This window comes from Mesorhizobium sp. ESP7-2 (genome assembly GCF_020164715.1).
In the GTDB taxonomy this organism is placed as follows: Bacteria; Pseudomonadota; Alphaproteobacteria; order Rhizobiales; family Rhizobiaceae; genus Mesorhizobium.
The window spans coordinates 207,912-233,536 of the sequence record NZ_JAIUGQ010000002.1 but is presented as its reverse complement, the minus strand read 5'-3'; the positions used below and the strand labels follow the sequence as shown (position 1 = coordinate 233,536).

General features: G+C 62.0%; 25 protein-coding genes, 1 tRNA gene and 1 riboswitch. Of the genes, 10 read left to right on the top strand and 16 right to left on the bottom strand.

All coding sequences use genetic code 11. The annotated features are described in order from the left end of the window. The first annotated feature begins 36 nt into the window (after window positions 1-36). Entirely contained in the window at window positions 37-762 is a 726-nt protein-coding gene (gene phoU, locus LB543_RS03430; protein ID WP_140757825.1) for a phosphate signaling complex protein PhoU, read from the top strand. A 97-nt stretch (window positions 763-859) separates the two neighbouring features. Then, window positions 860-1,867, top strand: a complete 1,008-nt coding sequence (locus LB543_RS03425) for a magnesium and cobalt transport protein CorA (RefSeq protein WP_140757824.1) — start codon at window positions 860-862, stop codon at window positions 1,865-1,867. 85 nt (window positions 1,868-1,952) lie between these two features. Here the strand turns inward: LB543_RS03425 and LB543_RS03420 are convergent, their stop codons facing one another. Then, window positions 1,953-2,471 (bottom strand): GcrA family cell cycle regulator, encoded by a 519-nt coding sequence (locus LB543_RS03420; protein WP_224613059.1) that lies wholly within the window; start codon window positions 2,469-2,471, stop codon window positions 1,953-1,955. 355 nt (window positions 2,472-2,826) lie between these two features. Here LB543_RS03420 and LB543_RS03415 point away from each other — a divergent pair, with 355 nt between their 5' ends. The 3 genes from LB543_RS03415 to LB543_RS03405 all read left to right on the top strand — a co-directional run bounded on the left by LB543_RS03415 (window position 2,827) and on the right by LB543_RS03405 (window position 6,115). Next, window positions 2,827-4,026 carry an aspartate aminotransferase family protein gene (locus tag LB543_RS03415; protein ID WP_224613058.1) on the top strand — a complete coding sequence of 400 codons (1,200 nt, stop codon included), beginning with the start codon at window positions 2,827-2,829 and terminating at the stop codon, window positions 4,024-4,026. Window positions 4,027-4,042: 16 nt separating this feature from the next. Beyond that, window positions 4,043-4,954 (top strand): ornithine carbamoyltransferase, encoded by a 912-nt coding sequence (gene argF / locus LB543_RS03410; RefSeq protein WP_140757822.1) that lies wholly within the window; start codon window positions 4,043-4,045, stop codon window positions 4,952-4,954. Window positions 4,955-5,083: 129 nt separating this feature from the next. Further along, window positions 5,084-6,115, top strand: a complete 1,032-nt coding sequence (locus tag LB543_RS03405; protein WP_224613057.1) for an Hsp33 family molecular chaperone — start codon at window positions 5,084-5,086, stop codon at window positions 6,113-6,115. Window positions 6,116-6,190: 75 nt separating this feature from the next. On the opposite strand, the gene apaG is transcribed toward LB543_RS03405, so the two are convergent. Further along, window positions 6,191-6,583: a Co2+/Mg2+ efflux protein ApaG gene (apaG, locus tag LB543_RS03400; RefSeq protein ID WP_224613056.1), complete on the bottom strand. Its 393-nt coding sequence runs from the start codon at window positions 6,581-6,583 to the stop codon at window positions 6,191-6,193. A gap of 220 nt (window positions 6,584-6,803) precedes the next feature. On the opposite strand from apaG, the gene LB543_RS03395 reads away from it, so the two are divergent. Beyond that, a complete protein-coding gene (locus LB543_RS03395) occupies window positions 6,804-7,955 on the top strand; it encodes a ceramide glucosyltransferase (protein ID WP_224613055.1) in 1,152 nt (383 codons plus the stop codon). Window positions 7,956-7,982: 27 nt separating this feature from the next. Here LB543_RS03395 and LB543_RS03390 read toward each other — a convergent pair whose 3' ends face one another. Beyond that, window positions 7,983-9,173, bottom strand: a complete 1,191-nt coding sequence (locus LB543_RS03390; RefSeq protein WP_224613054.1) for an O-succinylhomoserine sulfhydrylase — start codon at window positions 9,171-9,173, stop codon at window positions 7,983-7,985. Between the two features lie 57 nt (window positions 9,174-9,230). Continuing rightward, a riboswitch (SAM riboswitch) is annotated at window positions 9,231-9,308 on the bottom strand. 78 nt (window positions 9,309-9,386) lie between these two features. Here LB543_RS03390 and LB543_RS03385 point away from each other — a divergent pair. Next, the gene (locus tag LB543_RS03385) at window positions 9,387-10,481 is read left to right on the top strand and encodes a 2'-deoxycytidine 5'-triphosphate deaminase (RefSeq protein ID WP_224613053.1); all 1,095 of its coding nucleotides are present in this window, start codon (window positions 9,387-9,389) and stop codon (window positions 10,479-10,481) included. A gap of 83 nt (window positions 10,482-10,564) precedes the next feature. On the opposite strand, the gene LB543_RS03380 is transcribed toward LB543_RS03385, so the two are convergent. The 5 genes from LB543_RS03380 to chvE all read right to left on the bottom strand — a co-directional run bounded on the left by LB543_RS03380 (window position 10,565) and on the right by chvE (window position 16,321). Continuing rightward, the gene (locus LB543_RS03380) at window positions 10,565-10,834 is read right to left on the bottom strand and encodes a hypothetical protein (RefSeq protein ID WP_224613052.1); all 270 of its coding nucleotides are present in this window, start codon (window positions 10,832-10,834) and stop codon (window positions 10,565-10,567) included. 233 nt (window positions 10,835-11,067) lie between these two features. Beyond that, complete coding sequence (gene araD1, locus LB543_RS03375) at window positions 11,068-12,060, bottom strand: AraD1 family protein (RefSeq protein WP_140811320.1); 993 nt, start codon at window positions 12,058-12,060, stop codon at window positions 11,068-11,070. Window positions 12,061-12,263: 203 nt separating this feature from the next. Then, window positions 12,264-13,556 carry a multiple monosaccharide ABC transporter permease gene (mmsB, locus tag LB543_RS03370; protein WP_140765079.1) on the bottom strand — a complete coding sequence of 431 codons (1,293 nt, stop codon included), beginning with the start codon at window positions 13,554-13,556 and terminating at the stop codon, window positions 12,264-12,266. Beyond that, the gene (gene mmsA / locus LB543_RS03365) at window positions 13,553-15,085 is read right to left on the bottom strand and encodes a multiple monosaccharide ABC transporter ATP-binding protein (protein ID WP_140765081.1); all 1,533 of its coding nucleotides are present in this window, start codon (window positions 15,083-15,085) and stop codon (window positions 13,553-13,555) included. The genes mmsB and mmsA overlap by 4 nt, the downstream gene beginning before the upstream one ends. 165 nt (window positions 15,086-15,250) lie before the next feature. Then, window positions 15,251-16,321, bottom strand: coding sequence for a multiple monosaccharide ABC transporter substrate-binding protein (gene chvE, locus LB543_RS03360; RefSeq protein WP_140765083.1), 1,071 nt, complete (start codon window positions 16,319-16,321; stop codon window positions 15,251-15,253). 291 nt (window positions 16,322-16,612) lie between these two features. Between chvE and LB543_RS03355 the strand changes: the two genes are divergently transcribed. After that, window positions 16,613-17,602, top strand: coding sequence for a LysR family transcriptional regulator (locus LB543_RS03355; protein WP_140765085.1), 990 nt, complete (start codon window positions 16,613-16,615; stop codon window positions 17,600-17,602). Window positions 17,603-17,687: 85 nt separating this feature from the next. Here the strand turns inward: LB543_RS03355 and LB543_RS03350 are convergent, their stop codons facing one another. Continuing rightward, window positions 17,688-17,954, bottom strand: a complete 267-nt coding sequence (locus LB543_RS03350; RefSeq protein ID WP_224613051.1) for a hypothetical protein — start codon at window positions 17,952-17,954, stop codon at window positions 17,688-17,690. Between the two features lie 330 nt (window positions 17,955-18,284). Here LB543_RS03350 and LB543_RS03345 point away from each other — a divergent pair, with 330 nt between their 5' ends. After that, window positions 18,285-19,037 carry a Stf0 family sulfotransferase gene (locus LB543_RS03345; RefSeq protein ID WP_224613050.1) on the top strand — a complete coding sequence of 251 codons (753 nt, stop codon included), beginning with the start codon at window positions 18,285-18,287 and terminating at the stop codon, window positions 19,035-19,037. On the opposite strand, the gene LB543_RS03340 is transcribed toward LB543_RS03345, so the two are convergent. After that, window positions 19,006-19,239, bottom strand: coding sequence for a hypothetical protein (locus LB543_RS03340; protein ID WP_224613049.1), 234 nt, complete (start codon window positions 19,237-19,239; stop codon window positions 19,006-19,008). The genes LB543_RS03345 and LB543_RS03340 overlap by 32 nt on opposite strands. A 29-nt stretch (window positions 19,240-19,268) precedes the next feature. Further along, a complete protein-coding gene (locus LB543_RS03335; protein WP_224613048.1) occupies window positions 19,269-20,102 on the bottom strand; it encodes an FkbM family methyltransferase in 834 nt (277 codons plus the stop codon). Between the two features lie 75 nt (window positions 20,103-20,177). Between LB543_RS03335 and LB543_RS03330 the strand changes: the two genes are divergently transcribed. After that, on the top strand, window positions 20,178-20,486 hold the full coding sequence (locus LB543_RS03330) for a hypothetical protein (RefSeq protein ID WP_224613047.1): 309 nt from the start codon (window positions 20,178-20,180) through the stop codon (window positions 20,484-20,486). A 243-nt stretch (window positions 20,487-20,729) separates the two neighbouring features. On the opposite strand, the gene LB543_RS03325 is transcribed toward LB543_RS03330, so the two are convergent. From LB543_RS03325 to LB543_RS03305, 5 genes are all read right to left on the bottom strand, one after another. Further along, window positions 20,730-20,803 (bottom strand) — tRNA-Gly (locus LB543_RS03325). Between the two features lie 52 nt (window positions 20,804-20,855). Continuing rightward, on the bottom strand, window positions 20,856-21,980 hold the full coding sequence (locus tag LB543_RS03320) for an acyltransferase family protein (protein ID WP_224613046.1): 1,125 nt from the start codon (window positions 21,978-21,980) through the stop codon (window positions 20,856-20,858). Window positions 21,981-22,063: 83 nt separating this feature from the next. Then, the gene (locus LB543_RS03315; RefSeq protein WP_224613045.1) at window positions 22,064-23,554 is read right to left on the bottom strand and encodes a hypothetical protein; all 1,491 of its coding nucleotides are present in this window, start codon (window positions 23,552-23,554) and stop codon (window positions 22,064-22,066) included. A gap of 230 nt (window positions 23,555-23,784) precedes the next feature. Further along, complete coding sequence (locus LB543_RS03310; protein ID WP_140765097.1) at window positions 23,785-24,486, bottom strand: class I SAM-dependent methyltransferase; 702 nt, start codon at window positions 24,484-24,486, stop codon at window positions 23,785-23,787. Then, complete coding sequence (locus tag LB543_RS03305; RefSeq protein WP_210241194.1) at window positions 24,479-25,504, bottom strand: glycosyltransferase family 2 protein; 1,026 nt, start codon at window positions 25,502-25,504, stop codon at window positions 24,479-24,481. The genes LB543_RS03310 and LB543_RS03305 overlap by 8 nt, the downstream gene beginning before the upstream one ends. Window positions 25,505-25,625 lie beyond the last annotated feature (121 nt).

Genomic DNA, 25,625 nt, shown 5'->3' with positions numbered 1-25,625 from the left:
CAAAGACAAGACACCCCGTGGGAAGGCATTTCGTCCATGCAATCCGTTCACACAATGAGCGCCTTTGACGAGGAACTGAAAGATCTCTCCAAGCGCATCGCGGCGATGGGCGGCCATGCCGAGCGCATGGTCGAGCAGGCGGTCGCCGCCTTGGTCAATGCCGATCCGGGATTGGCCCAGAAAGTCATTCGCGATGACGCCGTGCTGGATGAGGGGCAGCGTGAGATCGACGACAAGGCGATCATCATCATCGCCAAGCGCCAGCCGATGGCGACGGACCTGCGCGAGATCGTCGGCGCCATCCGCATTTCGGCCGACCTCGAGCGGGTCGGAGACCTCGGCAAGAACGTCGCCAAGCGGGTGGCTGCCGTCACCGACGGCCGTCAGCCGACCAGCCTTTTCCGCGGCCTGGAGGCTCTGGCCAACCTGGCGCTGACCCAGCTGAAGGAAGTGCTCGACGTCTATGCGTCGCGTTCGGTCGACAAGATCGGCTTCGTGCGCGACCGTGACGACCAGATCGATGCCATGTACACGTCGCTGTTTCGCGAATTGCTGACCTACATGATGGAAGATCCGCGCAACATCACGCCCTGTACGCATCTGCTGTTCTGCGCCAAGAACATCGAGCGTATCGGCGATCACGCCACCAACATCGCCGAGACCATCTACTACATCGTCACCGGCGACCAGATGCCGGCCGAGCGGCCGAAGAGCGACAAGACGGACAAGATCGGCCTCCCCGCGGCGCTGCCAGTGAAGTGAACGCACGTCCTCTCGAACGCTTAATCATATTGCGCTAAACTATCCCGAGATAAACTTGCTGGTTCCCCAGGGAAGGCAACGCTTTCGGGAGGCTGCGATGGAATATGTCCGCGAGTTCAAGCCCTCGCCGCCGTCATCGGGCATCATCGCCTGCGGTGTCTATACCGCCGGGCGCCGGATCGCCGATATTCCGATCGAGGAAGCCGGCGAATGGGCCAAGAAATCGGGGCATGTCGTCTGGATCGGGCTGCTTGAACCTGACCGCGAACTTCTGTTGCGCGTCAAGGCGCAGTTTCATCTTCATGAGCTGGCGATCGAGGATGCCGAGCATCCGCACCAGCGGCCAAAGATCGAGCAATATGGCGATGCGCTGTTCATCGTTGCTCGCACGGCGCAATTGATCGAAGGGCGCGTCACCTTCGGCGAGACACATCTGTTTGTCGGCTCAGGCTACATCGTCAGCGTCAGGCACGGCCCGTCGACATCCTATGCCGCCGTGCGCCAGCACTGGGAAAGCTGCCCGCATTCGCTGGCCAAGGGCGAGGATTTCGTCCTCTACGCCATTCTCGACTTCATCGTCGACAATTACATGCCCGTGCTCGAGCAGATCGAGGACGAGGTCGAGGCGATCGAGGACAAGGTCCTGCTGAAGCCGATGACCGGTCCCGACATCGAACGCCTCTACATGCTGCGCCGCGACCTCCTGCGCCTGCGCAACGCGGCATTGCCATTGGTGGAAGTCTGCCGCCGGCTGACCAGCGCCGAGCTGCCGCAGATCCATTCGGCCATGCACCCGCTGTTCCGCGACGTGACGGATCATATCCGTACCGTCCAGGAGAAGGTCGACAGCCTGCGCGAGGTGCTGGCCTTCGCCTTCGAGGCCAGTCTTCTGGTCGGTCAGAGCCAGGAAACGGCGATCTCGAAGAAACTCGCCTCATGGGCGGCCATCCTGGCGGTGCCAACCGCATTCGCCGGCATCTACGGCATGAACTTTACCGACATGCCGGAGCTGAAGATGGAATATGGCTACCCGATGGTGCTGGCCATCATCGCGCTGATCTGCTCTTTTTTGTACTGGCGGTTTCGCAAGAATGGATGGTTGTGAAGTAGTCAGTAGTCAGTAGTCAGTAGTCAGTAGTCAGTAGTGATTGGTGGGATCACCACTACTCACTACTCACTACTCACTCCGCTCAGCGATTCCGCCGCCGCTCCGCCGCTGGGTGGAACGCCACCCGGGCATGGTATTTGCAGTAAGGACCGGTTTCGGCGGCTTCGTTGCCGCAGAAATTGAAGTCCTCCGAAAGCGGATCGCCATTCGGCCATTTGCAGGTGCGCTCGGTCAGTTCGACGAGTTGCAGATGCCGTGAGATCGGGACCACGACGTTCTCGACCGGGCGAATGTAGTGTCTTGCCACGGGTTCGGCGTCGAATTGCGTCTGAAGGGCCGTCGCGCCGATCGAAGTCGTGACATGGCGTGCCGTGCTCGCGGCGCGCGCCACCGACTTCTGGACGGTCGATCCCTGCGTCGCCTTCTTCTGGCGTGCCGGCGTCGCTGTCGCACGGCCGCGGCCTGACAGCTTCAGCCGGTGCACCTTGCCGATGACCGCGTTGCGGCTGACCCCTCCGAGCTGCGCGGCAATCTGGCTTGCGCTCAGACCCTCCGACCACAGTTTTCTCAAGAGTTCTACCCGCTCGTCAGTCCAGTTCATGACCGCGCTCCTTGTAAGCGTGCGGCAACCAGAATCCATTCCCGACCCAGCACCACTGCTGGGGCAGACACCACATATATCTGGTGATTGGGTCCGCCGCACGAAATCTAGTTATTTCTCGACTACAACTACTCTATACGCTGACTCGGTGACAAGAGTCCCAAGTGCAACACGAATCGGTTTTTTCGGTTTTCCCCAACTTGCCCGGTCGCTCATGAGCCGGCGTTGCGTCAGGGGGCTTGCCGCGCGCCACTACGCGACGTTTTCGTTGACTTCATGACCGAAAAACACGATAAGCCGCAGAAGGCCGCCGCTTTGGCGGCTTTTTGATTTTCCGGTACCGGAGACGCATATAATGAGCGGTTCGGCGCTTTACGAGACCTTTGCTCGCGCACCCCTGGCCTTCGACCATGGGGAAGGCACTTGGCTGGTTACTGACAAGGGCGAGCGATATCTCGATTTCGCCGGCGGCATAGCGGTCAATTCGCTTGGCCACGGCCATCCGCATCTGGTCGCGGCACTCACCGAACAGGCGGCGAAACTCTGGCACGTCTCCAATCTCTATGAGATCCCGGGCCAGAGCAGGCTCGGCGAGCGATTGGCTGATGCCACCTTCGCCGACAAGGTGTTCTTCACCAATTCCGGCGCCGAGGCGCTGGAATGCGCGATCAAGACGGCGCGGCGCTACCACTTCGTCAAGGGACATCCCGAGCGCTTCCGCATCATCACCTTCGAGGGCGCCTTCCATGGCCGCACGCTGGCGACCATCGCGGCCGGCGGCCAGTACAAATACCTCGAAGGCTTCGGACCCAAGGTCGAAGGCTTCGACCAGGTCGGTTTCGACGACATCGACGCCGCTGAAAAGGCGATCACGCCCGAGACCGCCGCGATCCTGATCGAGCCGGTGCAAGGCGAGGGCGGCATCCGCCCGGTGCCGACACAGTCGCTGAAGCGGCTGCGGCAGCTCTGCGAGCAGCATGGCCTGCTGTTGATCTACGACGAGGTCCAGTGCGGCATTGGCCGTACCGGCAAGCTGTTCGCGCATGAGTGGTCTGCGGTGACGCCCGACATCATGGCAATCGCCAAGGGCATTGGCGGCGGCTTCCCGATGGGCGCCTGCCTCGCCACCGACGAGGCGGCCGTCGGCATGACCGCCGGCGTGCACGGCACCACCTTCGGCGGCAATCCGCTGGCAATGGCGGTCGGCAACGCCGTGCTCGACGTCGTGCTGGAAGGCGGCTTCCTGGAGGATGTCCAGCGCAAGGCGCTACTGATGAAGCAGGGGCTGGCGTCGATAGCCGACGAATTCCCCGAGGTGATCGAGGATATCAGGGGCACCGGGCTGATGCTCGGCCTCAAATGCGCGATGCCCAACGGCAAGGTGAACATGGCGCTGCGCGACCAGCATTTGCTGGCCGTTCCGGCGGGCGACAACGTCATTCGCCTGCTGCCACCGCTCACCGTCACCGACGCCGAGATTCACGAAGCGCTCAACCGCATCCGCGCTGGCGCCAAGGTCCTGTCGGAGGCGATCGCCTCCGCCGCCGCGAAGTAATCCGGAACCATTCCTGATGTCAGTTCGCCATTTTACCGATCTTTCCACCGTTTCCGAAGGCGATTTGCGCTTCATGCTGGATGATGCGGTGACGCGAAAGGCGCGTCTCAAGGCCGGCGAGCGGACCAAGCCGCTCGAAGGCAAGGTGCTGGCCATGATCTTCGACAAGCCGTCGACGCGCACGCGCGTTTCTTTCGATGTCGGCATGCGCCAGCTTGGCGGCGAGACCATCATGTTGACCGGCACCGAGATGCAGCTCGGTCGCTCCGAGACCATCGCCGATACAGCCAAGGTGCTGTCGCGCTATGTCGACGCGATCATGATCCGCACCACCTCCCATGAGCGGCTGCTGGAGCTAACCGAGAATGCCACCGTTCCGGTGATCAACGGGCTGACCGACGACACCCATCCCTGCCAGCTGATGGCCGACATCATGACATTCGAGGAGCATCGCGGTCCGGTGGCCGGCAAGACGATTGCCTGGACCGGCGACGGCAACAATGTGCTGCACTCGCTGCTCGAGGCCTCGGCCCGGTTCCGCTTCAACCTCAACGTCGCCGTGCCCGAAGGCAGCGAACCGGCGCAGAAGCATGTCGACTGGTCCAAGGCGCATGGCGGCAAGTTGCATTTCACCCGCTCGCCCGAGGAAGCCGTCGACCAGGCCGACTGCATAGTCACCGACTGCTGGGTGTCGATGGGCCAGGAACACCGTGCCCGCGGCCACAATGTCTTCTCGCCCTACCAGGTCAATGCGGCGCTGATGGCCAGGGCAAAGCCCGACGCCCTGTTCATGCATTGCCTGCCGGCGCATCGCGGCGAGGAGGTGACCGACGAGGTCATCGACGGGCCGCATTCGGTGGTGTTCGACGAGGCCGAGAACCGGCTCCACGCCCAGAAGGCCGTGCTAGCCTGGTGCCTCGGTGCTTGATGTGTCTGAGCGCATGACGTGTCTGGGCGCTTGAAATGCCCAGGCGCTTGATCCGCGGGGGCGCGATGCCTATCTGCGCCGCATCACGCAAATCAAGCGCGTTTGGACGCATGTGCCCACCAGGGCCGCATGGCCGCGCCCTGGAGCTTTGTCATGTTGGAAAGCCATCAAGTGACTGAACATCACCCCAAACTCGGCGAGTTCGGCTACGCCGGCGACGATCACGTCGTTCCCTTCGAAGTCGGTCCGCTCGACGTGCGTGGCCGCACGGTGCAGCTCGGGCCGATGCTCGACGCCATCCTTGGCCGCCACGACTATCCCGAGCCGGTCGCCCGCCTGCTTGCGGAAGCCTGTGTGCTGACGGTGCTGCTCGGCACCTCGCTCAAGTTCGAAGGCAAGTTCATCCTGCAGACCCGCACCGACGGGCCTGTCGACATGCTGGTCGCGGACTTTTCCACGCCCTCGGCGCTGCGCGCCTATGCGCGTTTCGACGCCGACCGGCTGGAGACACTGATTGCGGCCGGCGAGACCTCGCAGCAAACACTGCTTGGCAGCGGCGTGCTGGCGCTGACCATCGACCAGGGCGCCCATACGCAGCGCTATCAGGGCATCGTCCAGCTCGACGGCGAGACGCTGGAAGATGCGGCGCGCACCTATTTCCGCCAGTCGGAACAGATCCCGACGGATATCCGGCTCTCGGTCGCCAAGCTGCTGACGCCCGGTGTCGGCGGCGCGCGCGAGCAGTGGCGCGCCGGCGGGATCCTGGCGCAGTTCCTGCCGCAGGCCTCCGAGCGCATGCGCATCCCGGATCTGCCGGGCGGGGATGGCGATCCGCGCGAGGAGATCCATGATCCCACGGACAATTCCTGGCAGGAGTTGCTGGCCTTGCTCGGCACCATCGAGCCGACCGAATTGATCGACCCGACCATCGGCGCCGAGCGGCTGCTCTATCGCCTGTTCCACGAGCATGGCGTGCGCGTCTTCGGAGGCGTTCCCGTCACCGACCAGTGCTCATGCTCCCGGGACAAGATCCGTGGCATCCTCGAGGGCTTCTCCGCGCAGGAGATCAAGGACAGCACCGAGGATGGCGGCATCCATGTCGCCTGCGAGTTCTGTTCTACGCAGTACGACTTCGATCCGGCGGAATTTGCGGCTCAGTGAGGTATCTTACCTTCTCCCCGTTCACGGGGAGAAGGTACCCGAAGGGCGGATGAGGGGCAGCGCGACCGTCGGCGCTCAGTTCACCGTGCGCCTTGTTCCCGGCAGATCGAGCGAGAAGGCGGGGATGGCGATGTCGAACGTCTCGCCGCGCTTGTTGCGCATCGTGTAGCGTCCGACCATGATCCCGGACGGCGTCGAGAGCGGGCAGCCGGACGTGTATTGATAGCTGTCGCCGGGATTGAGTTCGGGCTGATCGCCGACAACGCCCGGGCCGCGCACTTCCTCGACCCGGCCGGCACCATCGGTGATGTGCCAGTAGCGCGACAACAACTGCACCAACTCGTCCGACTGGTTGTCGATCGTTATCTGATAGCCCCAGACATAGCGGTTCTCCGAGGGATCCGAACGGTCCTCGAGATAGAACGGCCTGACCTGCACTTCGATGTTGCGCGTCACGGCGCGGTACATGAGCGGCTCCAAAACAGTCCGACGATTTTCGGCGCTCCCGGTGAGCAGGTCAACGTGCGCGTCTTGTCGCGCCCGACCTTGAACCGCAGGTGCCGGCAAAGAATGTCATTTAAGTGACACACGACAATGGTGGTGTGCACGAACCGGGCGACTCGGCGCTCTGTCGAACTGTTGAAAACGGCCACGATGCGGGCCGCCTTTCCGGAGTGACCAGATCTCGATGGTACTCACCTTCATAGCCGCCTCGCTTTCGACCGCACTCATCCTTTCAAACGCCGCCAGCATCTCGCTCGCCGCCTCACAGCTGAAACGGCGCGGCATGATCGCCCCGCCGGCCGGCAAGTCGCAACCGGTGTCGATCATCGTCCCGTCGCGTGGCGTCGAGCCGTTCACGCATGAGACGCTGGAGCGCGCCTTCGCGCTCGACTGGCCACGCTACGAGCTGATTTTCTGCGTCGCCCATACCGACGACCCGGTGGTCAAACTGATAAACAGGGCGATTGCCCGGTTTCCCGAGGTGCCGGCCCGGCTAATGATCGGTGACGACCGTGTCAGCGCCAATCCAAAGCTCAACAATTGCGTCAAGGGCTGGGAAGCGGCGCGCCATGACTGGGTCATCCTTGCCGATTCCAACGTCTTGATGCCGAGGGACTATGTCGAGCACATGATGGCGGCATGGCGGCCCGACACCGGCCTTGTCTGCTCGACGCCGATCGGCTCGCGACCAGAGGGTTTCTGGGCCGATGTAGAATGCGCCTTCCTCAACACATTGCAGGCCCGCTGGCAGTATGCCGGCGAGGCGCTCGGCCTCGGCTTTGCCCAGGGCAAGAGCATGCTGTGGAACAAGCCGATGCTGGACGCAAATGGCGGCATTCGCGCGCTGGCCGCCGAGATCGCCGAGGACGCCGCCGCGACCAAGCTGGTCAACGGCCTCGGCCTGCGCGTCAATCTCGTTGCTGCGCCCTTCGAGCAGCCGCTCGGCCAGCGCACGCTTGGCGAGATCTGGTCGCGCCAGGCCCGCTGGGCGCGCCTGCGCCGCGTTACCTTCCCGCTGTTCTTCGCGCCCGAAATCCTGACTGGCGCGGCGGTTCCTCTCGCGCTTGCGCTGGTTGCGGCGGCGAGCGCGGGCGTCAGCCTCTGGGCAACCGCGATTGCCGTCTTGGCGGCCTTCTACCTTCCGGAGTGCGCGCTGGCCTTGTCCAAGGGCTGGCACCTGTCGCCGCGCATGGTCGCGGCGATGATTGCGCGCGACGTGATGCTCCCGTTCATCTGGGCGCGCGGCTGGCTCGGCGGCGCCGTCGACTGGCGCGGCAACGCCATGACCATCCGCACCAAGACAGCCGAACTGGAGGAGACGCCGTCGCGCGCCTGATCGCCGCGGACGACGCTCCTGAACAGCCTATTTGGCGGCCTTCAGCGCCTGCGCGATGTCTTCCAGCAGGTCGTCGGCGTCCTCCAGGCCGACAGACAGCCTGAGCGTGCCAGGTCCGATGCCCAGTTCGGCGCGGGCCTCGTCGCTCAGGTTCTTGTGCGTCGTCGTCGCCGGATGGGTGATCAGGCTCTTGGCATCGCCGAGATTGTTCGAGATCAGCACGATGTCGAGGGCGTTCTGCAGGGCGAAGGCCGCCGGCTTGCCGCCCTTGACATCAAGGCAGATCAGCGTCGAGCCGCCCGACATCTGCTTCTTGACGATGGCGGCCTGCGGGTGGTCGGCCCGGCCAGGATAGATGACGCGGGCGATCTGCGGCTGCTCGGCCAGGAAGTCGGCGATCCTGCCGGCACTTTCCGTCTGCTGGCGCACGCGCAGCGGCAGCGTCTCGAGACCCTTCAGCAAGGTCCAGGCATTGAACGGCGACAGGCTGGGGCCGGTGTGGCGGAAGTAGTCGTGCAGATTTTCGTCGATCCACTTCTTGTCCGACAGGATGACGCCGCCCAGGCAGCGACCCTGGCCGTCGATGTGCTTGGTGGCCGAGTAGACGACGATGTGCGCACCAAGCTGCAACGGCTTCTGCTGTAGCGGCGTGGCGAAGACATTGTCGACGACAAGCCTTGCGCCGATCGAATTGGCAAGCGAAGCGACGGCGGCGATGTCGACGACTTCCAGCGTCGGATTGGTGGGGCTTTCCAGGAAGAACAGCTTGGTGTTCGGCCTGACCGCCTTTTCCCAGTTCGCGATATCGGTGCCGTCGACCAAAGTCGCCTCGATGCCATAGCGCGGCGCCAGCGTCTCGACCACCCAGCGGCAGGAACCGAACAGCGCGCGCGCCGCCACGATATGGTCGCCGGCCTTGACGCTGCACAGAAGGGCCGCCGTCACCGCAGCCATGCCCGACGCCGTGGCGCGCGCGTCCTCGGCGCCTTCGAGAGCGCACATGCGCTTTTCGAACATGTCGACGGTCGGGTTGGCGTAACGCGAATAGATGAAGCCAGGCTCTTCGCCCTTGAAGCGGGCTTCCGCCGCCTCGGCGGTCTTGTAGACATAGCCTTGGGTCAGGTACATCGCCTCGGAGGTTTCGCCGAAGCCGGAACGCAGGGTTCCGCCATGCACGAGTGCGGTTTGAGGCTTCCAATTGCGCGTCTTGCTCGTCATCGTCCTATCCAAACACAAAAAAACCGGCCGCGAAAAAGTCGCAACCGGTCCATACGGCCTTGCGGCCCGACGGTCCTTTAGCGACTTGTTTAACGTGGCTGCAAGCCGACCGGCCAAATCACCACGGGATAACGACCCTTTAGACCCGCGCCACGCTTGCGTCAATTGCCGGCTTCATTAAGAGGTTTGTATCAAAGGCCCAGGAGCCAGACTTTGCGGCAGACAGGCATTCTTCCCGATCAGGACATTTCGGCGCTGTTCCAGTCCGGCGCGCTGAAGTCGCCGCGTGCGCTCGATGCCGACCAGATCCAGCCGGCCAGTCTTGATCTCAGATTGGGCGAAAAGGCCTGGCGGGTGCGGGCCTCGTTCCTGCCCGGTCCCTACCACAAGGTCTCGGAAAAGCTCGATCGGCTGCAGCTGCACGAGATTAATCTGACCGAAGGCGCGGTTCTCGAAACCGGCTGCGTCTATATTGTGCCGCTGCTCGAAAGCCTGGCCCTGCCGGCTGACATTTCGGCCTCGGCCAATCCGAAGAGCTCGACCGGTCGGCTCGACATCTTCACCCGCGTCATGACCGACCGGGGCCATGAGTTCGACAAGATCGCCGCTGGCTATCAGGGTCCGCTCTATCTCGAAGTCAGCCCGCGCACCTTCCCGATCATTGTGCGCACCGGTTCGCGCCTGTCTCAAATCCGTTTTCGAACCGGCAACGCGCTGCTTTCGGAAGCCGAACTGCATGAATTGCACCGCGCCGAGATGCTGGTCGCCACCGAGCCGCCGAACATTTCGGGCGGCGGCATCGCGCTGTCGATCGATCTCAACGGCGACAAGGATGGGCTGGTCGGCTATCGCGGCAAGCACCACACTGGCCTCGTCGATGTCGACAAGCGTGCCGCCCAGGATGTCGTCGACTTCTGGGAGCCGATCCACAAGAGCGGCGCCGGCGAACTGGTGCTCGATCCCGACGAGTTCTACATCCTCGTCAGCCAGGAGGCGGTGCATGTGCCGCCGCTCTACGCCGCCGAGATGACGCCCTTCGATCCGCTGGTCGGCGAGTTCCGTGTCCACTATGCCGGTTTTTTCGATCCGGGGTTCGGCCATTCGGCGGCCGGCGGCACCGGCAGTCGGGCGGTGCTCGAAGTGCGCAGCCACGAAGTGCCGTTCATCCTCGACCATGGCCAGATCGTCGGCCGGCTGGTCTACGAGCACATGCTGAAGCGGCCGCAGGCGCTCTACGGAACCGACCTGGGCTCCAACTACCAGGCGCAAGGCCTGAAGCTGTCCAAGCATTTCCGCGCCGCGCGCTGATCCTGACGCCATGAGGCCATGCAGAGCTTTAGCCGACCTCTCCAGCCCCGACGAGTTCAGCATCCGTTTGACGTTTGACTATTCTAGCCGTGAAACATGCGCTTTCTCGCAGTGCCGAGACACGCATTGAAGCTGCCGATGAACAGCAGTTCGCGCCGTGCGAGTTGCGTTTTACCCCAGATGCGTATCTGCCTTGCAGCGTCAAGCGAAGCCTTTGATCCTTCCAAGGGGAACAGGACTTTGTCCAGGCAGCCGAGGACATGGGCTCGGGCTGAGTCTATCCCGCATGGCTTGGCCGCCTCGTTCAGTTTCGCACCGCCAAGCGTGGACATTCGCTGGTCAGCGTTTTGCATCAGAAATTCGACCTGAGGACTTGAGTAACCGGACGTCAGAAGCCGGTTCTTCATAAGCCCGAGTGCTTCGCCATAGGATTTGGGACTGCACTGCGCGGCTCCATAAGCCACGGACGACGCATGCGCGAGCAAGAGCACGAAGCCAAGGCTTCGTACGGCGCCTGGCAAATACCTCAAGACCATATGTCAAAGCCTGTCATAGGACCATCTATGACGTCCTGATGTCTGGCGCATCACAGCGCCTTCACCGCCACCTTCACCGGCTTTTCGATTTCCAGCGGGTTGCGCAGCGGCAGACCAAAATCCCCTGCCTCGATCTCGAACACGTCGCCGGCCTCGGTATTGATGCCGTCGGCGAAGGACAGCGTCGCGGTGCCGAACATATGCACATGTACGTCGCCCGGCTGGCGGAACGCCGAATATTTGAAGTGGTGGTGCTCGAGATTGGCGATGGTGTGCGACATGTTCGCTTCGCCCGACAGGAACGGCTTCTCCCACAATGTCTTGCCGTCGCGCAGGATCCGCGACGTGCCGCGGATGTCCGAAGGCAGGTCGCCGATCAGGATCTCCGGCCCGAACGAGGCGTTGCGCAGCTTGGAGTGGGCGAGGAACAGATAGTTCACGCGCTCCGTCACATGGTCCGAGAACTCGTTCGACAGCGTGAAGCCGACACGGAACGGCGCGCCGTCATCGCCGATGACATAGATCCCGGCGACCTCCGGTTCTTCGCCGGCATCCTTGGCAAAGGCCGGTGACATGAGTGCCGCGCCAGGCGCGACCGCCATGGTGCCGTTGCCCTTGTAGAACCATTCCGGTTGCACGCCGACCTGGCCTTTCGCGGGCTTGCCGCCTTCCAGCCCCATGCGGAACATCTTCATGGAATCGGTGAGTTGCTCCTCCCCGTCGGTGCTGAGCTTCTTGTGCATGGAATCGCGCGTGGCGGCCGACCCGAGATGCGTCAGCCCCGTGCCGGTCAGATGCAGATGCGCCGGGTCGGGGTGATTGATCGGCGACAGGAGGCGCCCCCTCTTGTAGGCGGCGTCCAGATCGATTGTCTCGCCAAGTCCCTTGCGTTCGATCAGGGCGGCCAGGCCGACGCCGGTGCGGGCGGCCTCCATCGCCAGCGAATAGACGCTGCGCGCGCCGTTGATGATCCGGGTCTTCCCGCCGCTGCGGGCAACGACACGGATCGTCTCGGCGTCGTCGAGAATCTGCGAGATCAGCATGATCAGTCCTCTCTCATTTATCTGTATCCGGCTGCCAATGGGCAAACCTTGACCGGCGCGGCGCGGAAACGCGCCACGGTTGAAACGCTTCGTCCGGATTGCGTTCGCGAGCCTGGTCCTTCCCCGGACTTCTTGGTGCCGACGGGCCGCCGGCAGCTTCGCGATCTAGAACCCGTATGCCTCCTAGTCCTCGCCCCCGGCCCTTAAGCCTTGTTCTTGTTGTAGACGTCGAAGATGACGGCCCCGAGCAGGACCAGTCCCTTGACCACCTGCTGCCAGTCGACATTGACGCCCATGATCGACATTCCGTTGTTCATCACGCCCATGATGAAGCCGCCGACCACCGCGCCGATGACCTGGCCGACGCCGCCCATCGCCGAGGCGCCGCCGATGAAGACGGCCGCGATCACGTCGAGCTCGCTGCCGAGGCCCGCGGCCGGCACGGCCTGGCCGAGACGCGCGGCGATGATGAGGCCGCCGAGTGCCGACAGCACGCCCATATTGACGAACACCAGGAGCGTCAGCCGTTCGGTGTTGATGCCCGACAGTTGCGCCGCCTTGGCGTTGCCGCCCATGGCGTAGATGCGGCGGCCGATGGTCATGCGCTTGGTGACGAAGACGAACAATGAAATCAACACGCCCATCACCAGGAGCACGATCGGCAGGCCCCGATAGGTCGCGAACTGGAAGACCAGGAACAGCGCCAGCGCGCTGCCTACCAGGGTCTTGATGACGAACAGCGTGAAAGGCTCGGCCTCATAACCGTGGCGTTCGCGCTTGCGCCGCCCCCTGAAGCCGAAATAGGCGTAGGCGAGCACCGCGACCACGCCCAGCACGATCGTCGTCATGTGCAGCGTGAGCCCGCTGCCGACAATGGTCTTGCCGGCGGCATTCACCGTCGGTGGGATCAGCGTCAGCGGGCCGATCACGTCCGGGATGAAGCCGGAACTCAGCGCCTTGAAACTGTCGGGAAGCGGACCGACCGAGGAGCCGCCGCCAAGCAGCGCCTGGCAGATGCCGCGGAAGATCAGCATGCCGGCGAGCGTCACGATGAAGCTTGGTATGCGGTGATAGGCGATCCAGTAGCCTTGGGCCCCACCGATCAACCCGCCGACGACCAGGCAGACGATCGAGACCACCAGTGGGTTGCTGAACATGCCGAGCGGCCAGATGACCATCATCATGGCGGCAAGTGCGCCGATGAAGCCGGCGACCGATCCTACGCTGAGATCGATATAGCCAGCGACGATGACCAGCAGCATGCCGAGCGCCATCACGATGATGAACGAGTTCTGCTGCACCAGGTTGCTGAGGTTGACCGGTTTGAACAGCGTTCCCGACGTCGTGTACTGGAAGAACAGCATGATGACGATCAGCGCGATGATCAGGCCGTATTCGCGCAGGTTCGTCGTCAGCGCCGAGACGGCGATGCGAGGACCCTGCTTGACGTCCTCGGCGGTGCCGCTTTGCGGCGCGGGAGCGCTGTCTGTGCTCATGATGCTTTTCCTTCTCCGCGAACAATAGCGCGCATGATTTTTTCCTGGCTGGCGTCGCTTGCCGCCATCTCGCCGACCATGCGCCCTTCGTTCATGACATATATTCTGTCGGAGATGCCGAGCAGTTCCGGCATTTCCGATGAGATGACGATGATCGCCTTGCCCTCGGCGGCGAGGCGAGCGATGATTGTATAGATTTCGTACTTGGCACCGACGTCAATGCCGCGCGTCGGCTCGTCGAGGATCAGAACCTCCGGGTCGGCGAACAGCCATTTCGACAGCACCACCTTCTGTTGGTTGCCGCCCGAGAGATTGCCGGTCAGCTGATAGACGCTGGATGCACGGATATTGGTCTTTTTGCGATAGTCGTTGGCGACGCTCATTTCGCGCATATCGTCGATGACGCCGCCATTGGAAACGCCGGCGAGGTTGGCCAGCGTCACATTGTGCTTGATGTGGTCAATGAGGTTCAGCCCATAGGTTTTGCGGTCTTCGGTGACGTAGGCGATGCCGTTCTGCACTGCCTTGCCCACTGTCGAAAGGTCTGCGGGCTTGCCGTTGAGCAGCACCTCCCCGCTGATGTGCCGGCCATAGGAGCGACCGAACAGGCTCATGGCGAATTCGGTGCGGCCGGCGCCCATCAGCCCGGCGATGCCGACAACTTCGCCCTTGCGCACCTTGAGGTCGATGCTCTTGATCACTTGCCGTTCGGCATGGATCGGGTGGTAGACGGACCAGTCCTTGACCTCGAAAATGACGTCGCCGATATCAGGCTCGCGCGGCGGGTAGCGATCGTCAAGGGACCGGCCGACCATGGAGGTGATGATCCGGTCCTCGCTGATCTCCTTCCGCGGCAATGTCTCGATCGTGCGCCCGTCGCGGATCACCGTCACCTTGTCGGCGACGCGGTTCACCTCGTTGAGCTTGTGGGAGATCAGGATCGAGGTCATGCCCTGCCGCTTGAACTCGAGCAAAAGATCGAGCAGCGCCTGGCTGTCCTTCTCGCTGAGCGATGCCGTCGGTTCGTCGAGGATCAGGAGCTTGACTTCCTTGCTGAGCGCCTTGGCGATCTCGACCAGCTGCTGCTTGCCGACGCCGATATTGGTGATCAGCGTCTTGGGGTCTTCCCTGAGACCGACTTTCTTCAAAAGCTCGGACGTACGCGCCTCGTTGGCGTGCCAGTCGATGACGCCGTATCTGGCGTGTTCGTTGCCGAGGAAAATGTTTTCGGCGATCGACAGCATCGGCACAAGCGCAAGTTCCTGGTGGATAATGACAATGCCCTTGTGTTCGCTGTCATGGATGCCTCTGAAATGGCATTCCTGGCCCTGAAAGATGATCTGGCCATCATAGGTGCCGGAGGGATAGACGCCCGACAGCACCTTCATCAGCGTCGACTTGCCGGCGCCATTCTCGCCGACCACGGCGTGGATCTCGCCTTCCTCTACGCTGAGGTTGACGTTCGAGAGCGCCTTCACGCCGGGGAACGTCTTGGTGATGTCGCGCATCTCCAAAATCGTCGAGGTCATCAGGGCAAGCTCCTCCTAGACTTTCTTGTTTTTACGCAATTCCTGACGGAAAACCGCTACGCACTTTTCCTGGAATTGCTCTAGGCCGGCAGAAACAATACCGGGGTCGCTTCTGAACGAAAAGGGGCCCTGCGTTGCGCAGGACCCCTGATTTTATAACCGGGATTACTTCAGGTCTTCGGCCTTGATGTAACCGGAGTCGACGACCAGCTTCTGGTAGTTCGACTTGTCGACTTCGTGCGGCGTCAACAGGATCGAGGGAACGACCTTGACGTCGTTGTTGTAGGTCTTGGTGTCGAGGCCGTCAGGCTTGCCGCCCGAGAGCACCTTGTCGACCAGTCCGACAGTGGCCTTGGCCAGGTCGCGGGTGTCCTTGAACACGGTCGAGTACTGCTCACCCGAGATGATCAGCTTGACCGAGGCGGTCTCGGCGTCCTGACCGGTCACGATCGGCCAGGGCTGAGCGGCCGTGCCGTAGCCCACGGCGCGCAGCGATGCGGTGATACCGCGCGACAGGCCGTCATAGGGCGACAGAACGCCATCGACGCGGCTGCCGTCCGAGTAGTTCGCCGACAGGAGGTTGTCCATGCGGGCCTGGGCGGTTGCCGCCAGCCAGCGCAGCGTGCCGACCTTGTCCATGCCCATCTGGCCGGACTTGATCTTGATCGAGCCGTCGTCGATCAACGGCTGCAGGACCGAAATCGCACCGTTGTAGAAGAAGAAGGCGTTGTTGTCGTCCGGCGAGCCGCCGAACAGTTCGACGTTCCACGGCTTGGTGTTCGGAAAGCGCTCCTTGAGACCCTTGACCAGCGAATTCGCCTGGATCACGCCGACGCCGAAATTGTCGAAGGTGGTATAATAGTCGACATTGGGAGTCTTCTTGATCAGGCGGTCATAGGCGACGACGACGACGCCCGCGTCGTTGGCCTTCTGCAGCGCATCCGACAAAGTGGTGCCGTCGATCGAGGCGATGATCAGCGCCTTCGGGCCCTTGGTGATTTCGTTTTCCAGCTGGCTGAGCTGGTTGGGGATGTCGTCCTGCGCATACTGCAGGTCGACAGTGTAGCCGAGAGCCTCGAGCTGGGATTTGACGGCGTCGCCGTCGTTGATCCAGCGCTGCGAGGTCTTGGTCGGCATCAGCACGCCGACAAGACCCTTGTCGGCCGCGTGCGCCTGATAGCTCATGGCAGCGATGCCAAGGGCCGCCACGGCGGCCAGCGTCTTGATAATCTTCACATTACTCTCCCTGGTTGATGGACGCGACACCTCGGGGCTTCGCGGGTCGCGCAACCGGACAGGAGCGCAAACGCGCCGCTGTCGGCTTTATCGATCTCCGGTATCCTCCCAATCGGCTCCGCGACGCAGTTTCAATCGATACGATTTTGTTCGTTACCGACCCCTGCACCTCGGAACGCGCGGAGGGTGGGTCGCTTTGCCATAACTGTCAAATGCGATCTTTGGTGGTTGCTATACCGAAACCGGTATGGTCTAGCATCCGAGAAGAATCGACGGAAAGGCTGGAAGATCATGGCGGCGTTGCGCGATCCCGATGCGATTCCGGTAAGTTACGAGAAGCTCCCGGGAGACGGGGAAACACTCCTGCGCAGTGGCTTGAGCTTGCGCCACATGCGCATGATAGCCGCCCTCGACGATCACGGACGGGTGAGCGCCGCGGCCCAGGTCATGAACATCTCCCAGCCGGCCGCCTCGCGCATGATCGCCGAGATGGAGGCGGTGCTCGACGTCAAGCTGTGCGAACGGCTGCCGCGCGGCGTAACCCTCACCCCCTATGGCCAGGCACTTGCCAGGCGGGCGCGCTCGATCCTGCTCGAGATGCGCGAAGCCGATCGCGAGATTGCCGAGCTCAAGGCCGGCAAGGGCGGCTCGGTGTTCCTCGGCGCCGTGACCGCGCCGGCGATCGAATTGGCCGTGCCGGCGATTCGCGAGATCCGCCGCATCTACCCGCGCATCGAGATCACCATGCAGGTCGAAACGTCGAACGTGCTCGCCCGCGAGCTGATCGCCTCGCGCCACGACTTCATCATCGCCCGCATTCCCGACGACCTCAATCCGCGGCTGTTCGAATCCCGCGTGATCGGCGTCGAGAAGGCCTGCCTGATCGTACGCCGCGGCCACCCGCTCGCGAGGGGTAATGTGGTGCGGCTGGAAGACACCGCTGCCTATGACTGGGTCTTCCAGTCCGGCGGTTCGCCCTTGCGCCAAGCGATGGAGAGCAACTTCCTGAACCGCAACATCGCGCTGCCGGACCGGATCTTGAACACCAGCTCGCTGCTGCTCACGCTGGTCATGGTCGCGCAATCCGATGCCATCGCGCCGGTATCGGTGCAGGTGGCGAAGTTCATCCAGAACCCGGACGGGCTTGCCGGCGCCATCGACGTCGTCCAGACCGAATTCGACATCGAGGTCAGGCCCTACAGCCTGATCACGGTCAGGAATCGCGTACTGTCGCCGGCGGCCAAGATGCTGCATGATTTCATCCTGCGCGAAGTGGGCTGATGGAACGAGAATCGCCGTCGCGCGTTCAAAAAAATCGGCATGCGCGCTGGAGCCTGTTTCGGGCGAGGGAACGAGGTGTCGGTGGTCAACAACTCGGGAGGTTTTCATGGAACGTCGGTTGTTTCTTACTGGAATGCTTGGCGTCGCGGGGGCAGTGGCGTTTGCGAGCGTGGCCGGACCTGGCCGCGCGCTTGCCGGAGTTCCCCAAGGCAATGGAATTCTCGATGAATTGGACAAGCCGGATCCGGCTGTCTTCGAAGGGGACGATCAGGTCGAACTGGAGCAGGTCTCCGATCGCCGCTGGCGTCGCTGGAGACATCGCGGTCCCGATGGCTACTGGCGTCGCCGCCATGGACGCCGCCGCGGCTGGAGACGGGTTTGCCGCAGCTACTGGCGCCACGGCCGCCGCCGCGTCCGCTGCCGGCGCGAGCGCGTCTGGCTCCGCGTCTGGCTGTAATCGCTTCTGGTTGACGGCCACCACAGCGTGGCCGATCACCTGACCGTGACTGATTAAGTAATTTAGCTTATTCTAATATCGAATCGACGGAACATGCCAGCCCATCTCCGTTGCGGAGTTGTCGAGCGGAGCTGCGACCATGCCGAGGGGCGACCAAGAAGAACCGTATTCTAGAATTGTGATCCCGCGTCTACAATCTGGAGGCACTCGGCACGCATGAGGGGCGTGGCAACATTGACCGAAGCCCGCAGCGGTTCTGAATGGCTTGGCAGCCTCACGAACAGCACGGGATTATTTGGCAAGTCAGCCGAATGGCTCGACACGGCCAATCTGGGCTGCAAGCCGAAATCCTTTGATGATCTGCTATCCGCCGTGATCGATCGCGGCGGAACCGCGAACGGCACGTTCGCCGTGAAGCTGTTTCCACGGCATCTTCACTGGTCGCAGGCCAAATATGGCGCCGACTTCCTGGCGGAATGCAGCCGGCGCCATGCCATGGGTTTGATCCTGCTGGAACGGCGGGACCGTCTTCGCCAAGCGATTTCCTATTGCCGGGCGAAGGCGTCAGGCCATTGGAGAAGCACGATGGACGGCGCGGACCTGGTTCCGCAATACGACTTCGCCGGCATCTGCCAAGCCTATTTCCTGATCGAGCAGAGCTATGCCTTCTGGGAGGCTTACCTGCGGTTGGCCGATCTGCGTTACGATCACTTTTTCTACGAGGATCTGCTGGACGATCCTCGTCCCTACGTCGCGTCGGTGGCCCGGCAGTTGTCGATGGAAATGCCGGACGGAGAGTTCGAGACGAATTTGCGCCTGCAGCGGGACAACCTCACCGAAGATTGGGCGGAGCGGTTCCGCAGCGACGTCAAATCGGAAGACCTGCTGGCGCATCTGCCCAAGAAGGTGGCGCCGCGGAATATCAACAACCTCGCCCGGTTCCTCCTCAAGAAGGAGATGCGAATCGGCCAGGCTTAGGCATTCCTGACAGCCCTGCCATCTGGACAGGTTCCGGCGTAGACCAGCAGTAGACGAACGTATAGGCGATTGCGCCGATCAGACCCCACGCGCCGATCGAGGGGCCGTTGCTCGTCCAGTGCATCTGCGCGGCAGTGCCTGAAACGGCGAGCGTCACCAGCATCTGAGTGATGCGTAAGAATTTCTGCTCCATCTCGCGCATATGGCACTCACAAGGAAACGATTGAAGGCCTACGGCAAAAGTAGGATATCGTAGGTATCTTCTGGCAGTTCGCGGATATCGGCCTGTTTCTCGGACTTGCCGTCGAACACGATGCATCGTCGATAGGAGCGGGCCAGGTATTCCGTCATTTCGGAGACTTTGGCTCGATCGTAACGGCCGGGCACGTATTCCATGAGAATCGGAACACCTTGATCCACAATCTCCCCCATGGATCTGATCGCATCGGGTTCGGCGCCTTCGATATCCATCCATACAAGCCCGATCTCTTCCGGGCTGACGTCGAGGTCTTGCAGTATGCCGTCCACGCGGCGCAGTGGGACTTGAACCGATGTTCCGCCGTGATCAGTCATGCTGCTGGCCCCAAAATTCTTCTCGTCAAAATAGAAATCGACTGTCCCATCCCTGTCCCCAACCGCACACTCGATGACCGAGGTTTTCTCAGCCAGCCCGTTCAAGGCAAGGTTCTGCTTCAGCAGGTGGATATTGTTCGGCGCCGGCTCGACGCAGATCAGCCGGTCAAAATGCCCTTGCCTGGTGAGATAGACGCTATGTGTCCCGATGTTTGCGCCTAGCTCCAACAGCGTTTTCCCAAAGGGCTGGCCGATTATCTCAAGTACCCTGTCAGCCAAGGCTCGCTGATATTGGCCATTCCTGAAAAGGTGCCGGCCTACTAGTTCATGAGGCGAGAAAACAAGCCTGTGGTCAGCGAACTGCCTTGTGACCAAAACTATGTCTTCATTGATCGTCAGCAGGCTGAAGTACCGAAACCCGTCAAAGGTACGGAGTCCGGCGAACAATTTGTCGCGCGAGCGCTTTAGCGCCCTGTCGAATGGTCGAAACATTTTTAGCCCCATGCGGTAGTACTAGCGGTAAGTCCGCTTTCTAACAACACTGCAAAATTGATTTTGAAGAAACCTATGTCCATTCTCTGGGAACGGGGTCTAGTGCCGTGGCTTAACGCCAGCGCCACGCCGTACAGCGGCGCGCAGGCGTATTTCTATGATGCCGGTACGCTGACGCCGCACTGTGATCCGGAACGATTTCCGGTGGTCGCCAACTCGGGCGGCATGTTCCCACCAGTCTTCCCGGCAGAGCAGATCCACTATCATTTGAGGATCGAGGACGCCGGCGTCTCGACCATCTGGGTTGTAGACAATATCTCGGTGCCGACAACCGTTGTCCCGGACCCGCCCAGCGGGGCACCGACACGCAATATCTGGTGCTGACGGGGGATCTGAAGCAGACATGGCGAGCCTCGACCCCGACCGGGTATGTCCGATGCAACGGACGCACCACAGGCAATGCTCGTCAGGCGCCACGGAACGGGCAAACGCCGACACCAGCGCTCTCTTCCAGTTCCTGTGGACCGAAGATGCAACATTCGAGCATGGACGATGCCGGAACCGATGGTGTAAAACCGCCGGAATCTCGGCCAACCCCGATCAGCCGCAACGCCTTGTGTAGCCTGCTGGAGCGGGTAGCGGGAATCGAACCCGCGCGTTCAGCTTGGGAAGCTGACAGGCTACCATTACATCATACCCGCGCTGCAGCCTCGTTATCATGACCGCATGGCTTTGGGCAATCGCAAACCGGTCTCACAATGAGGGCTTCGCCAGTTCACCAGTGACGGTCGGCGCCTCTTCCCTGACCTTTGCGACTTCGCCGCCGGCGGCGAAGCTCGGCCAGTATTTCGAGACGGCCAGCGTCGCGCCGGCGGAAGAGAAATGACCATAGTCGAAATAGAGAAACTGCTTGCTGGTGGCATCCGCATAGGAACAGCCGATGGCGTCGCACAGATAGGTGAGCGGGTCGATGAAGGTCGCGCCCTTGGCGAAGAGCTGCACCTGCTTGTTGATGTCGGCATCCATGGCCATAGGCCAGGATGTACTCACGGCGCCTTCGTGTTTTGCAAAGAAAGCGATCTTCTGGACGTCGGCGATGAATTCCGGAGACTGGCCGATGACATAGACCTTGACACCCATGTCACGCAGCCGGTCGATCCTCGTCTGCAGTCCGCCGAAGCCCCTGGCCTGGTAGTCCGTCCATCGGCCGCTCAGGATCACCGCCTGGATATTGGCATCGCGGATGATCGACAGCACCCGTTCGTTGAAGCGGGTGCGGTTCGGCCTGGCATAGGAAAAGAAGGACAGGTTGGGTGGGCAGCCGGCATAGGTATATTGGATGACGTTGGCCTGGATTTTCTGCGCGTTGGCCTCCAGGCCCGAAACGTAGTGAGCCGCGAAGGAATCGCCCCACAGCAGCACATTGGTGGGAAAGCCATGCGTGCGCGTGCAGTCGGCAAGGTTCCAATCCTCGATCCGGCTCGCCCCCTCGTTGAAGCAGACGCTGTTGCGCCAGTCGCCCACCACGATCCGTTGCGTCGAGAAATCGGGGAACCGCTGCGGAAAGCCGTTGCCGAGCATACCGGCCAGACCGCCTACGCACAGCAGGGCGATCGCCGTCGCCGAAAAGGCGAAGATAGGCAGCGCGGCGGTGAAGGCCCGCTTCCGCCGGCAAGGCTGCTCGACATACTTCCAGGAGAAGGTCGCCAGGGCGAAGCTGGCCACCGTCATTGCGACGATCGTCGGCACCGAGACGGCTTTCAGCGAGAGATAATGGACGAAGGAATTGATCGGCCAGTGAACAAGGTAGAGCGAATAGGAGATGAGGCCGACCCAGACCATCGGAGCGAATTGAAGCACGCGCGTGGCGACAGGCACGGGGCGGTCCGCGTGATTTTGGCCCGGATGTGAATGCCAGGCCTTCGAACGCTGGCCACGCCGGTTTTGCGGGATCGGGTGAATCAGGCGCCGGGCAGGTAGATCACGGCATAGTCGTCGGCATAGGCCCGCTTCCAGCCCAGTTCATTGAAGAAGGGGATGCGGGTGTCATCGGCCGTAAGCAGTGCCCAGCCGATGGCGTATTTCTTCAACTGGGCCTCGAGCAGCGGTTTTCCGCCGGTTTGCCCTGTTGCGTCGTCGGCTTTCATAAAACCGTCGAGAAACAGCTGGTCCGTCCTGCCGTCGACGTAGGTCTTGATGCCATGGAAAACCAGCGTGCCGCCGAAATTGTAGGAATTCAAGACATTGCCGGACAGGTGGTGATCCCTGGCGAATGCAAGGGCACCGCTGGCCGACGTCTTCGGGCTCGGCGCGACCTGGTAGGCGTTGTTGAGTGCAAGCGCCGCGCCAACCAGCAACACCGCCGTCGCGCCGCAGAGCAGATGGAATTGGCCGGCGAAGAATTTTTCCAGTCCGTCACGCTTTTCGTTCAGCCAGACGCTGGCTGACAGGGCGGGGTACTGGCGCGCGACTTCGACCGCAACCACCAGCGGAACAAGCAGGAAGAACAGATAGACGAAGCGCTGATGCGACAGGTAGACATGCAAGGTGAAGACGATGAACAACGCCTTGGCCCAGCCGATCCGCAACCTTGACGTCATAAGCCCGAAAAGCGCCACCAGTATCGCGGCTTCCTGCATGTCCTGTTCCGGGGCATTGAACGGCCGCCACTCCAGGATCAGCGGCACCGCCTCATTGCCATGGGCAACGGTGAGCGTGGCCAGGATGGCTTGCACACCATAGGGATGGATGAGGCAGACCAGCGGACAGAGCAGGCCAAACGCCACCCACTTCGCCAAGAGAGCGGGTTTCGACAGGCCGATGCGCGCCAGGAGATCGAGACCGGCGAAGGCGGTGATGACGAAGCTCAAGGTGAAGGTAGCGTGGAGGTTGGCCCAGAGCACAACCAGCGCGAGGAGCCACCAGGGCGGAGCCCGCTCCTCTGCCGATGCACGAAACAACACCGCCGTCCAGATGACGATGATCGGCAAGGTGAAGACGTGGGGACGCGCCGTATAGATAGGGGCGATCAGGAAGGCCAGGATGAATGTCAGCGCTACCGCCACTATCGGCCTCAGCCACGCGCTGAGGAACCATGCCGTCACGAAGACTGTCAGCCCTATCGCGGCGATGATCAGCGCGGCGACGCCATTCCATCCGCCGATACTATAGGCAACGCTCAGAAAGACCTGCCCCAGCCATTCCTTTGCGATCCACGGATGCCCGGCAAAAGTGTAGGAATAGGGATCGACCGTTGGAAATGTCCGGTTTGCCAGGAAATCCAGCCCGACTTTCACTTGCCACCAGCTGTCGGGGTCCTTGAGGGTCGAGCCCGCGAATGGGGCCAATCCAGCAGCTATGATGGAGGCTGCGAACAGGCAGAATACCAGCTTGATGCGCTGCGCATCCTCGAGCCGCGACGTGGTCGGAACGATTGCCTCAACCTGGTTCATGTCGCGCTCCAGGCCATTTCGCCTCTATTCTTGTCGACCGATCGGGGGCATCCGCGCCACCGACGAACGAAACGGGCCTAGCCGGGATGAAAAACGGCAGCGAAGAGCCGGTTTCCCGCCAGATGGACAAACGGGTTTTCGGCGAGAGCGCCAACCTCGCTGGAATGACCGCGCATCCCAGCGTCGTGTTCAACAGGCCGACGGCGCCAGATGGCAGCATCCTCGGACAGTCAAACGAGCGGCTTGACCACATGCGCAAAATATTGGGCTCCAACAGGTATCTTGGTCAGGAAACGCTCAAGCGGCCGCAGCTTTGCAAGCAGTCTGGGAAAGAAAATCCGATAGACGATCCGAGTGCCGGAAAGGCCCGCCGCGGCCATTCGCCTGCCCATCTGCGGCGAGCTTATCAGGACCGCGTTCTCGTCGAAGGCGCAGTTCCTTACCGCGTGGGTGGTGAGCGGATTCCACGGATTGTGCTCGAAGACAAAGAAACTGCCGCCATTGGCCAGCACCCTGCCGATCTCCGCGAACAGTCCGATCTGAAGGTTCCCGGGGATGTGATGGAAAACACAAGCCGCGAAAGCAAGGTCGAAGCTACCGTCGGCGAAGGGGATGGTCTGGCCGTCGAAATGCGCGAACGCGGCCTGACCAGGGAAACGTTCGCTGGCGATGTCGAGCGATTCCCGCGAAGGATCGAGCAGGACGATCTCGCTATCGGGGAACGCTGCGCGCATATAGCCGAGCGAATTGCCGACGCCGGCACCGAAGTCGAGTATGCGCCTGGGCTTCACGCCGGCCCGTCCCAGTGTCGCCGCGACGTCGTCGACCTTGTATTTCGCGAAGAAGTCCGGCGACTCACCACTGAGCCTTATGCTCGCGGCATGCTGCTCTTGGTACTCGCGCGCAAGCTGGTCGAATTCGGCCTCAAGCACGGGCCGCCCTCTTTGCCATCTCCTGCAGGCGATGGACCGGGAGATCGCTGTCCTTGGCCGACTGGCCACGCGAAACGATCTCGTTGACGAAATAGAGCGGCCGCCGCTTCGTCTCCATGTACATGCGGCCGAGATACTCGCCGAAGATGCCGAGCACCAGAAGCTGGACGCTGCCCAGGATGAGCATGATCGCGGCAAGGCTCGTCCAGCCGGGCAGCACATTGCCGACAGACCATTCCAACAGCGTATAGCCAAGTACGAGCAGACCGAGCAGGCCGGACATCATCCCCAGCAGCGAGGCAAAGCGCAAAGGCACGATCGAAAAGCTGGTCATTGCGTCGACCGCCAGAAGAACCATCTTCTTCAGCGGGTAATGGGTTGTGCCGGCAAAGCGCCGGTGCCGTTCATAAGGGAAGGCGACCTGCCTCAGCCCGATCCAACTCACCATGCCGCGAATGAACCTGTAGCGTTCGGGCATCGCGATCAGATGGTCCAGCGCACGGCGGCTCATCAACCGGAAATCTCCGGAGTCCGGCGCGATCTCGACATCGACCATCCTGCCGAGCAGACGGTAGAACATCGAGGCGGAGGCCAGCTTGAACCAGCTTTCGCCGTCCCGTTTCACCCTTTGGCCGTAGACGACGTCGAAGCCTTCATCCATCCTGGCCATCATCGCGCCCAGCAGTTCGGGCGGATCCTGGAGATCGGCGTCGAGAATGAGAATGCGCTGGCCGCGGCAGAATTCCAGCCCCGCGCTCAAGGCGATCTGGTGGCCGTAGTTGCGTGCAAGATCGATGGCGACCACATGGTCGTCCTTTTCGGCCAGTTCGAAAATGGCCTCGCGGGTGCCGTCGGTCGCCCCATCGATGACGAGCACGACCTCGTAGGAGAGGCTTTGCTCGAGGCATACCGCGCTGACGCGTCGGTGAAGCTCCGCCACGCCGTCGCGTTCATTGTAGCAAGGCACGACGACCGACAACATGGGTGCGCGGTGCGCGTCGATTTTTCCCGTTCCCACCAAAGCCTGGCTCCCGCTTTGGAAATGGCAATAGCGGCAATTGGTTAGAAAACAGATAAATCAGCGATCGGCGCGGCCGCTGGCTGGCCGGCCGCCATGCGTTTGGCGCCTTCAACGGCCC

What these genes read in the sequence shown, in the direction of transcription:
- LB543_RS03415 (WP_224613058.1), top strand. Translation starts at nt 2,827, where the DNA reads ATGAGCGGTTCGGCGCTTTACGAGACCTTTGCTCGCGCACCCCTGGCC.
- LB543_RS03335 (WP_224613048.1), bottom strand. Translation starts at nt 20,102, where the DNA reads ATGTTTCGACCATTCGACAGGGCGCTAAAGCGCTCGCGCGACAAATTG.
- apaG (WP_224613056.1), bottom strand. Translation starts at nt 6,583, where the DNA reads ATGTACCGCGCCGTGACGCGCAACATCGAAGTGCAGGTCAGGCCGTTC.
- argF (WP_140757822.1), top strand. Translation starts at nt 4,043, where the DNA reads ATGTCAGTTCGCCATTTTACCGATCTTTCCACCGTTTCCGAAGGCGAT.
- LB543_RS03315 (WP_224613045.1), bottom strand. Translation starts at nt 23,554, where the DNA reads ATGAACCAGGTTGAGGCAATCGTTCCGACCACGTCGCGGCTCGAGGAT.
- LB543_RS03380 (WP_224613052.1), bottom strand. Translation starts at nt 10,834, where the DNA reads ATGCAAAACGCTGACCAGCGAATGTCCACGCTTGGCGGTGCGAAACTG.
- LB543_RS03330 (WP_224613047.1), top strand. Translation starts at nt 20,178, where the DNA reads ATGTCCATTCTCTGGGAACGGGGTCTAGTGCCGTGGCTTAACGCCAGC.
- LB543_RS03395 (WP_224613055.1), top strand. Translation starts at nt 6,804, where the DNA reads ATGGTACTCACCTTCATAGCCGCCTCGCTTTCGACCGCACTCATCCTT.
- LB543_RS03340 (WP_224613049.1), bottom strand. Translation starts at nt 19,239, where the DNA reads ATGCGCGAGATGGAGCAGAAATTCTTACGCATCACTCAGATGCTGGTG.
- mmsB (WP_140765079.1), bottom strand. Translation starts at nt 13,556, where the DNA reads ATGAGCACAGACAGCGCTCCCGCGCCGCAAAGCGGCACCGCCGAGGAC.
- LB543_RS03350 (WP_224613051.1), bottom strand. Translation starts at nt 17,954, where the DNA reads ATGGCGGCGACGCCAGTAGCCATCGGGACCGCGATGTCTCCAGCGACG.
- araD1 (WP_140811320.1), bottom strand. Translation starts at nt 12,060, where the DNA reads ATGCTGATCTCGCAGATTCTCGACGACGCCGAGACGATCCGTGTCGTT.
- LB543_RS03420 (WP_224613059.1), bottom strand. Translation starts at nt 2,471, where the DNA reads ATGAACTGGACTGACGAGCGGGTAGAACTCTTGAGAAAACTGTGGTCG.
- LB543_RS03390 (WP_224613054.1), bottom strand. Translation starts at nt 9,173, where the DNA reads ATGACGAGCAAGACGCGCAATTGGAAGCCTCAAACCGCACTCGTGCAT.
- phoU (WP_140757825.1), top strand. Translation starts at nt 37, where the DNA reads ATGCAATCCGTTCACACAATGAGCGCCTTTGACGAGGAACTGAAAGAT.
- LB543_RS03405 (WP_224613057.1), top strand. Translation starts at nt 5,084, where the DNA reads ATGGCCGCGCCCTGGAGCTTTGTCATGTTGGAAAGCCATCAAGTGACT.
- mmsA (WP_140765081.1), bottom strand. Translation starts at nt 15,085, where the DNA reads ATGACCTCGACGATTTTGGAGATGCGCGACATCACCAAGACGTTCCCC.
- LB543_RS03355 (WP_140765085.1), top strand. Translation starts at nt 16,613, where the DNA reads ATGGCGGCGTTGCGCGATCCCGATGCGATTCCGGTAAGTTACGAGAAG.
- LB543_RS03425 (WP_140757824.1), top strand. Translation starts at nt 860, where the DNA reads ATGGAATATGTCCGCGAGTTCAAGCCCTCGCCGCCGTCATCGGGCATC.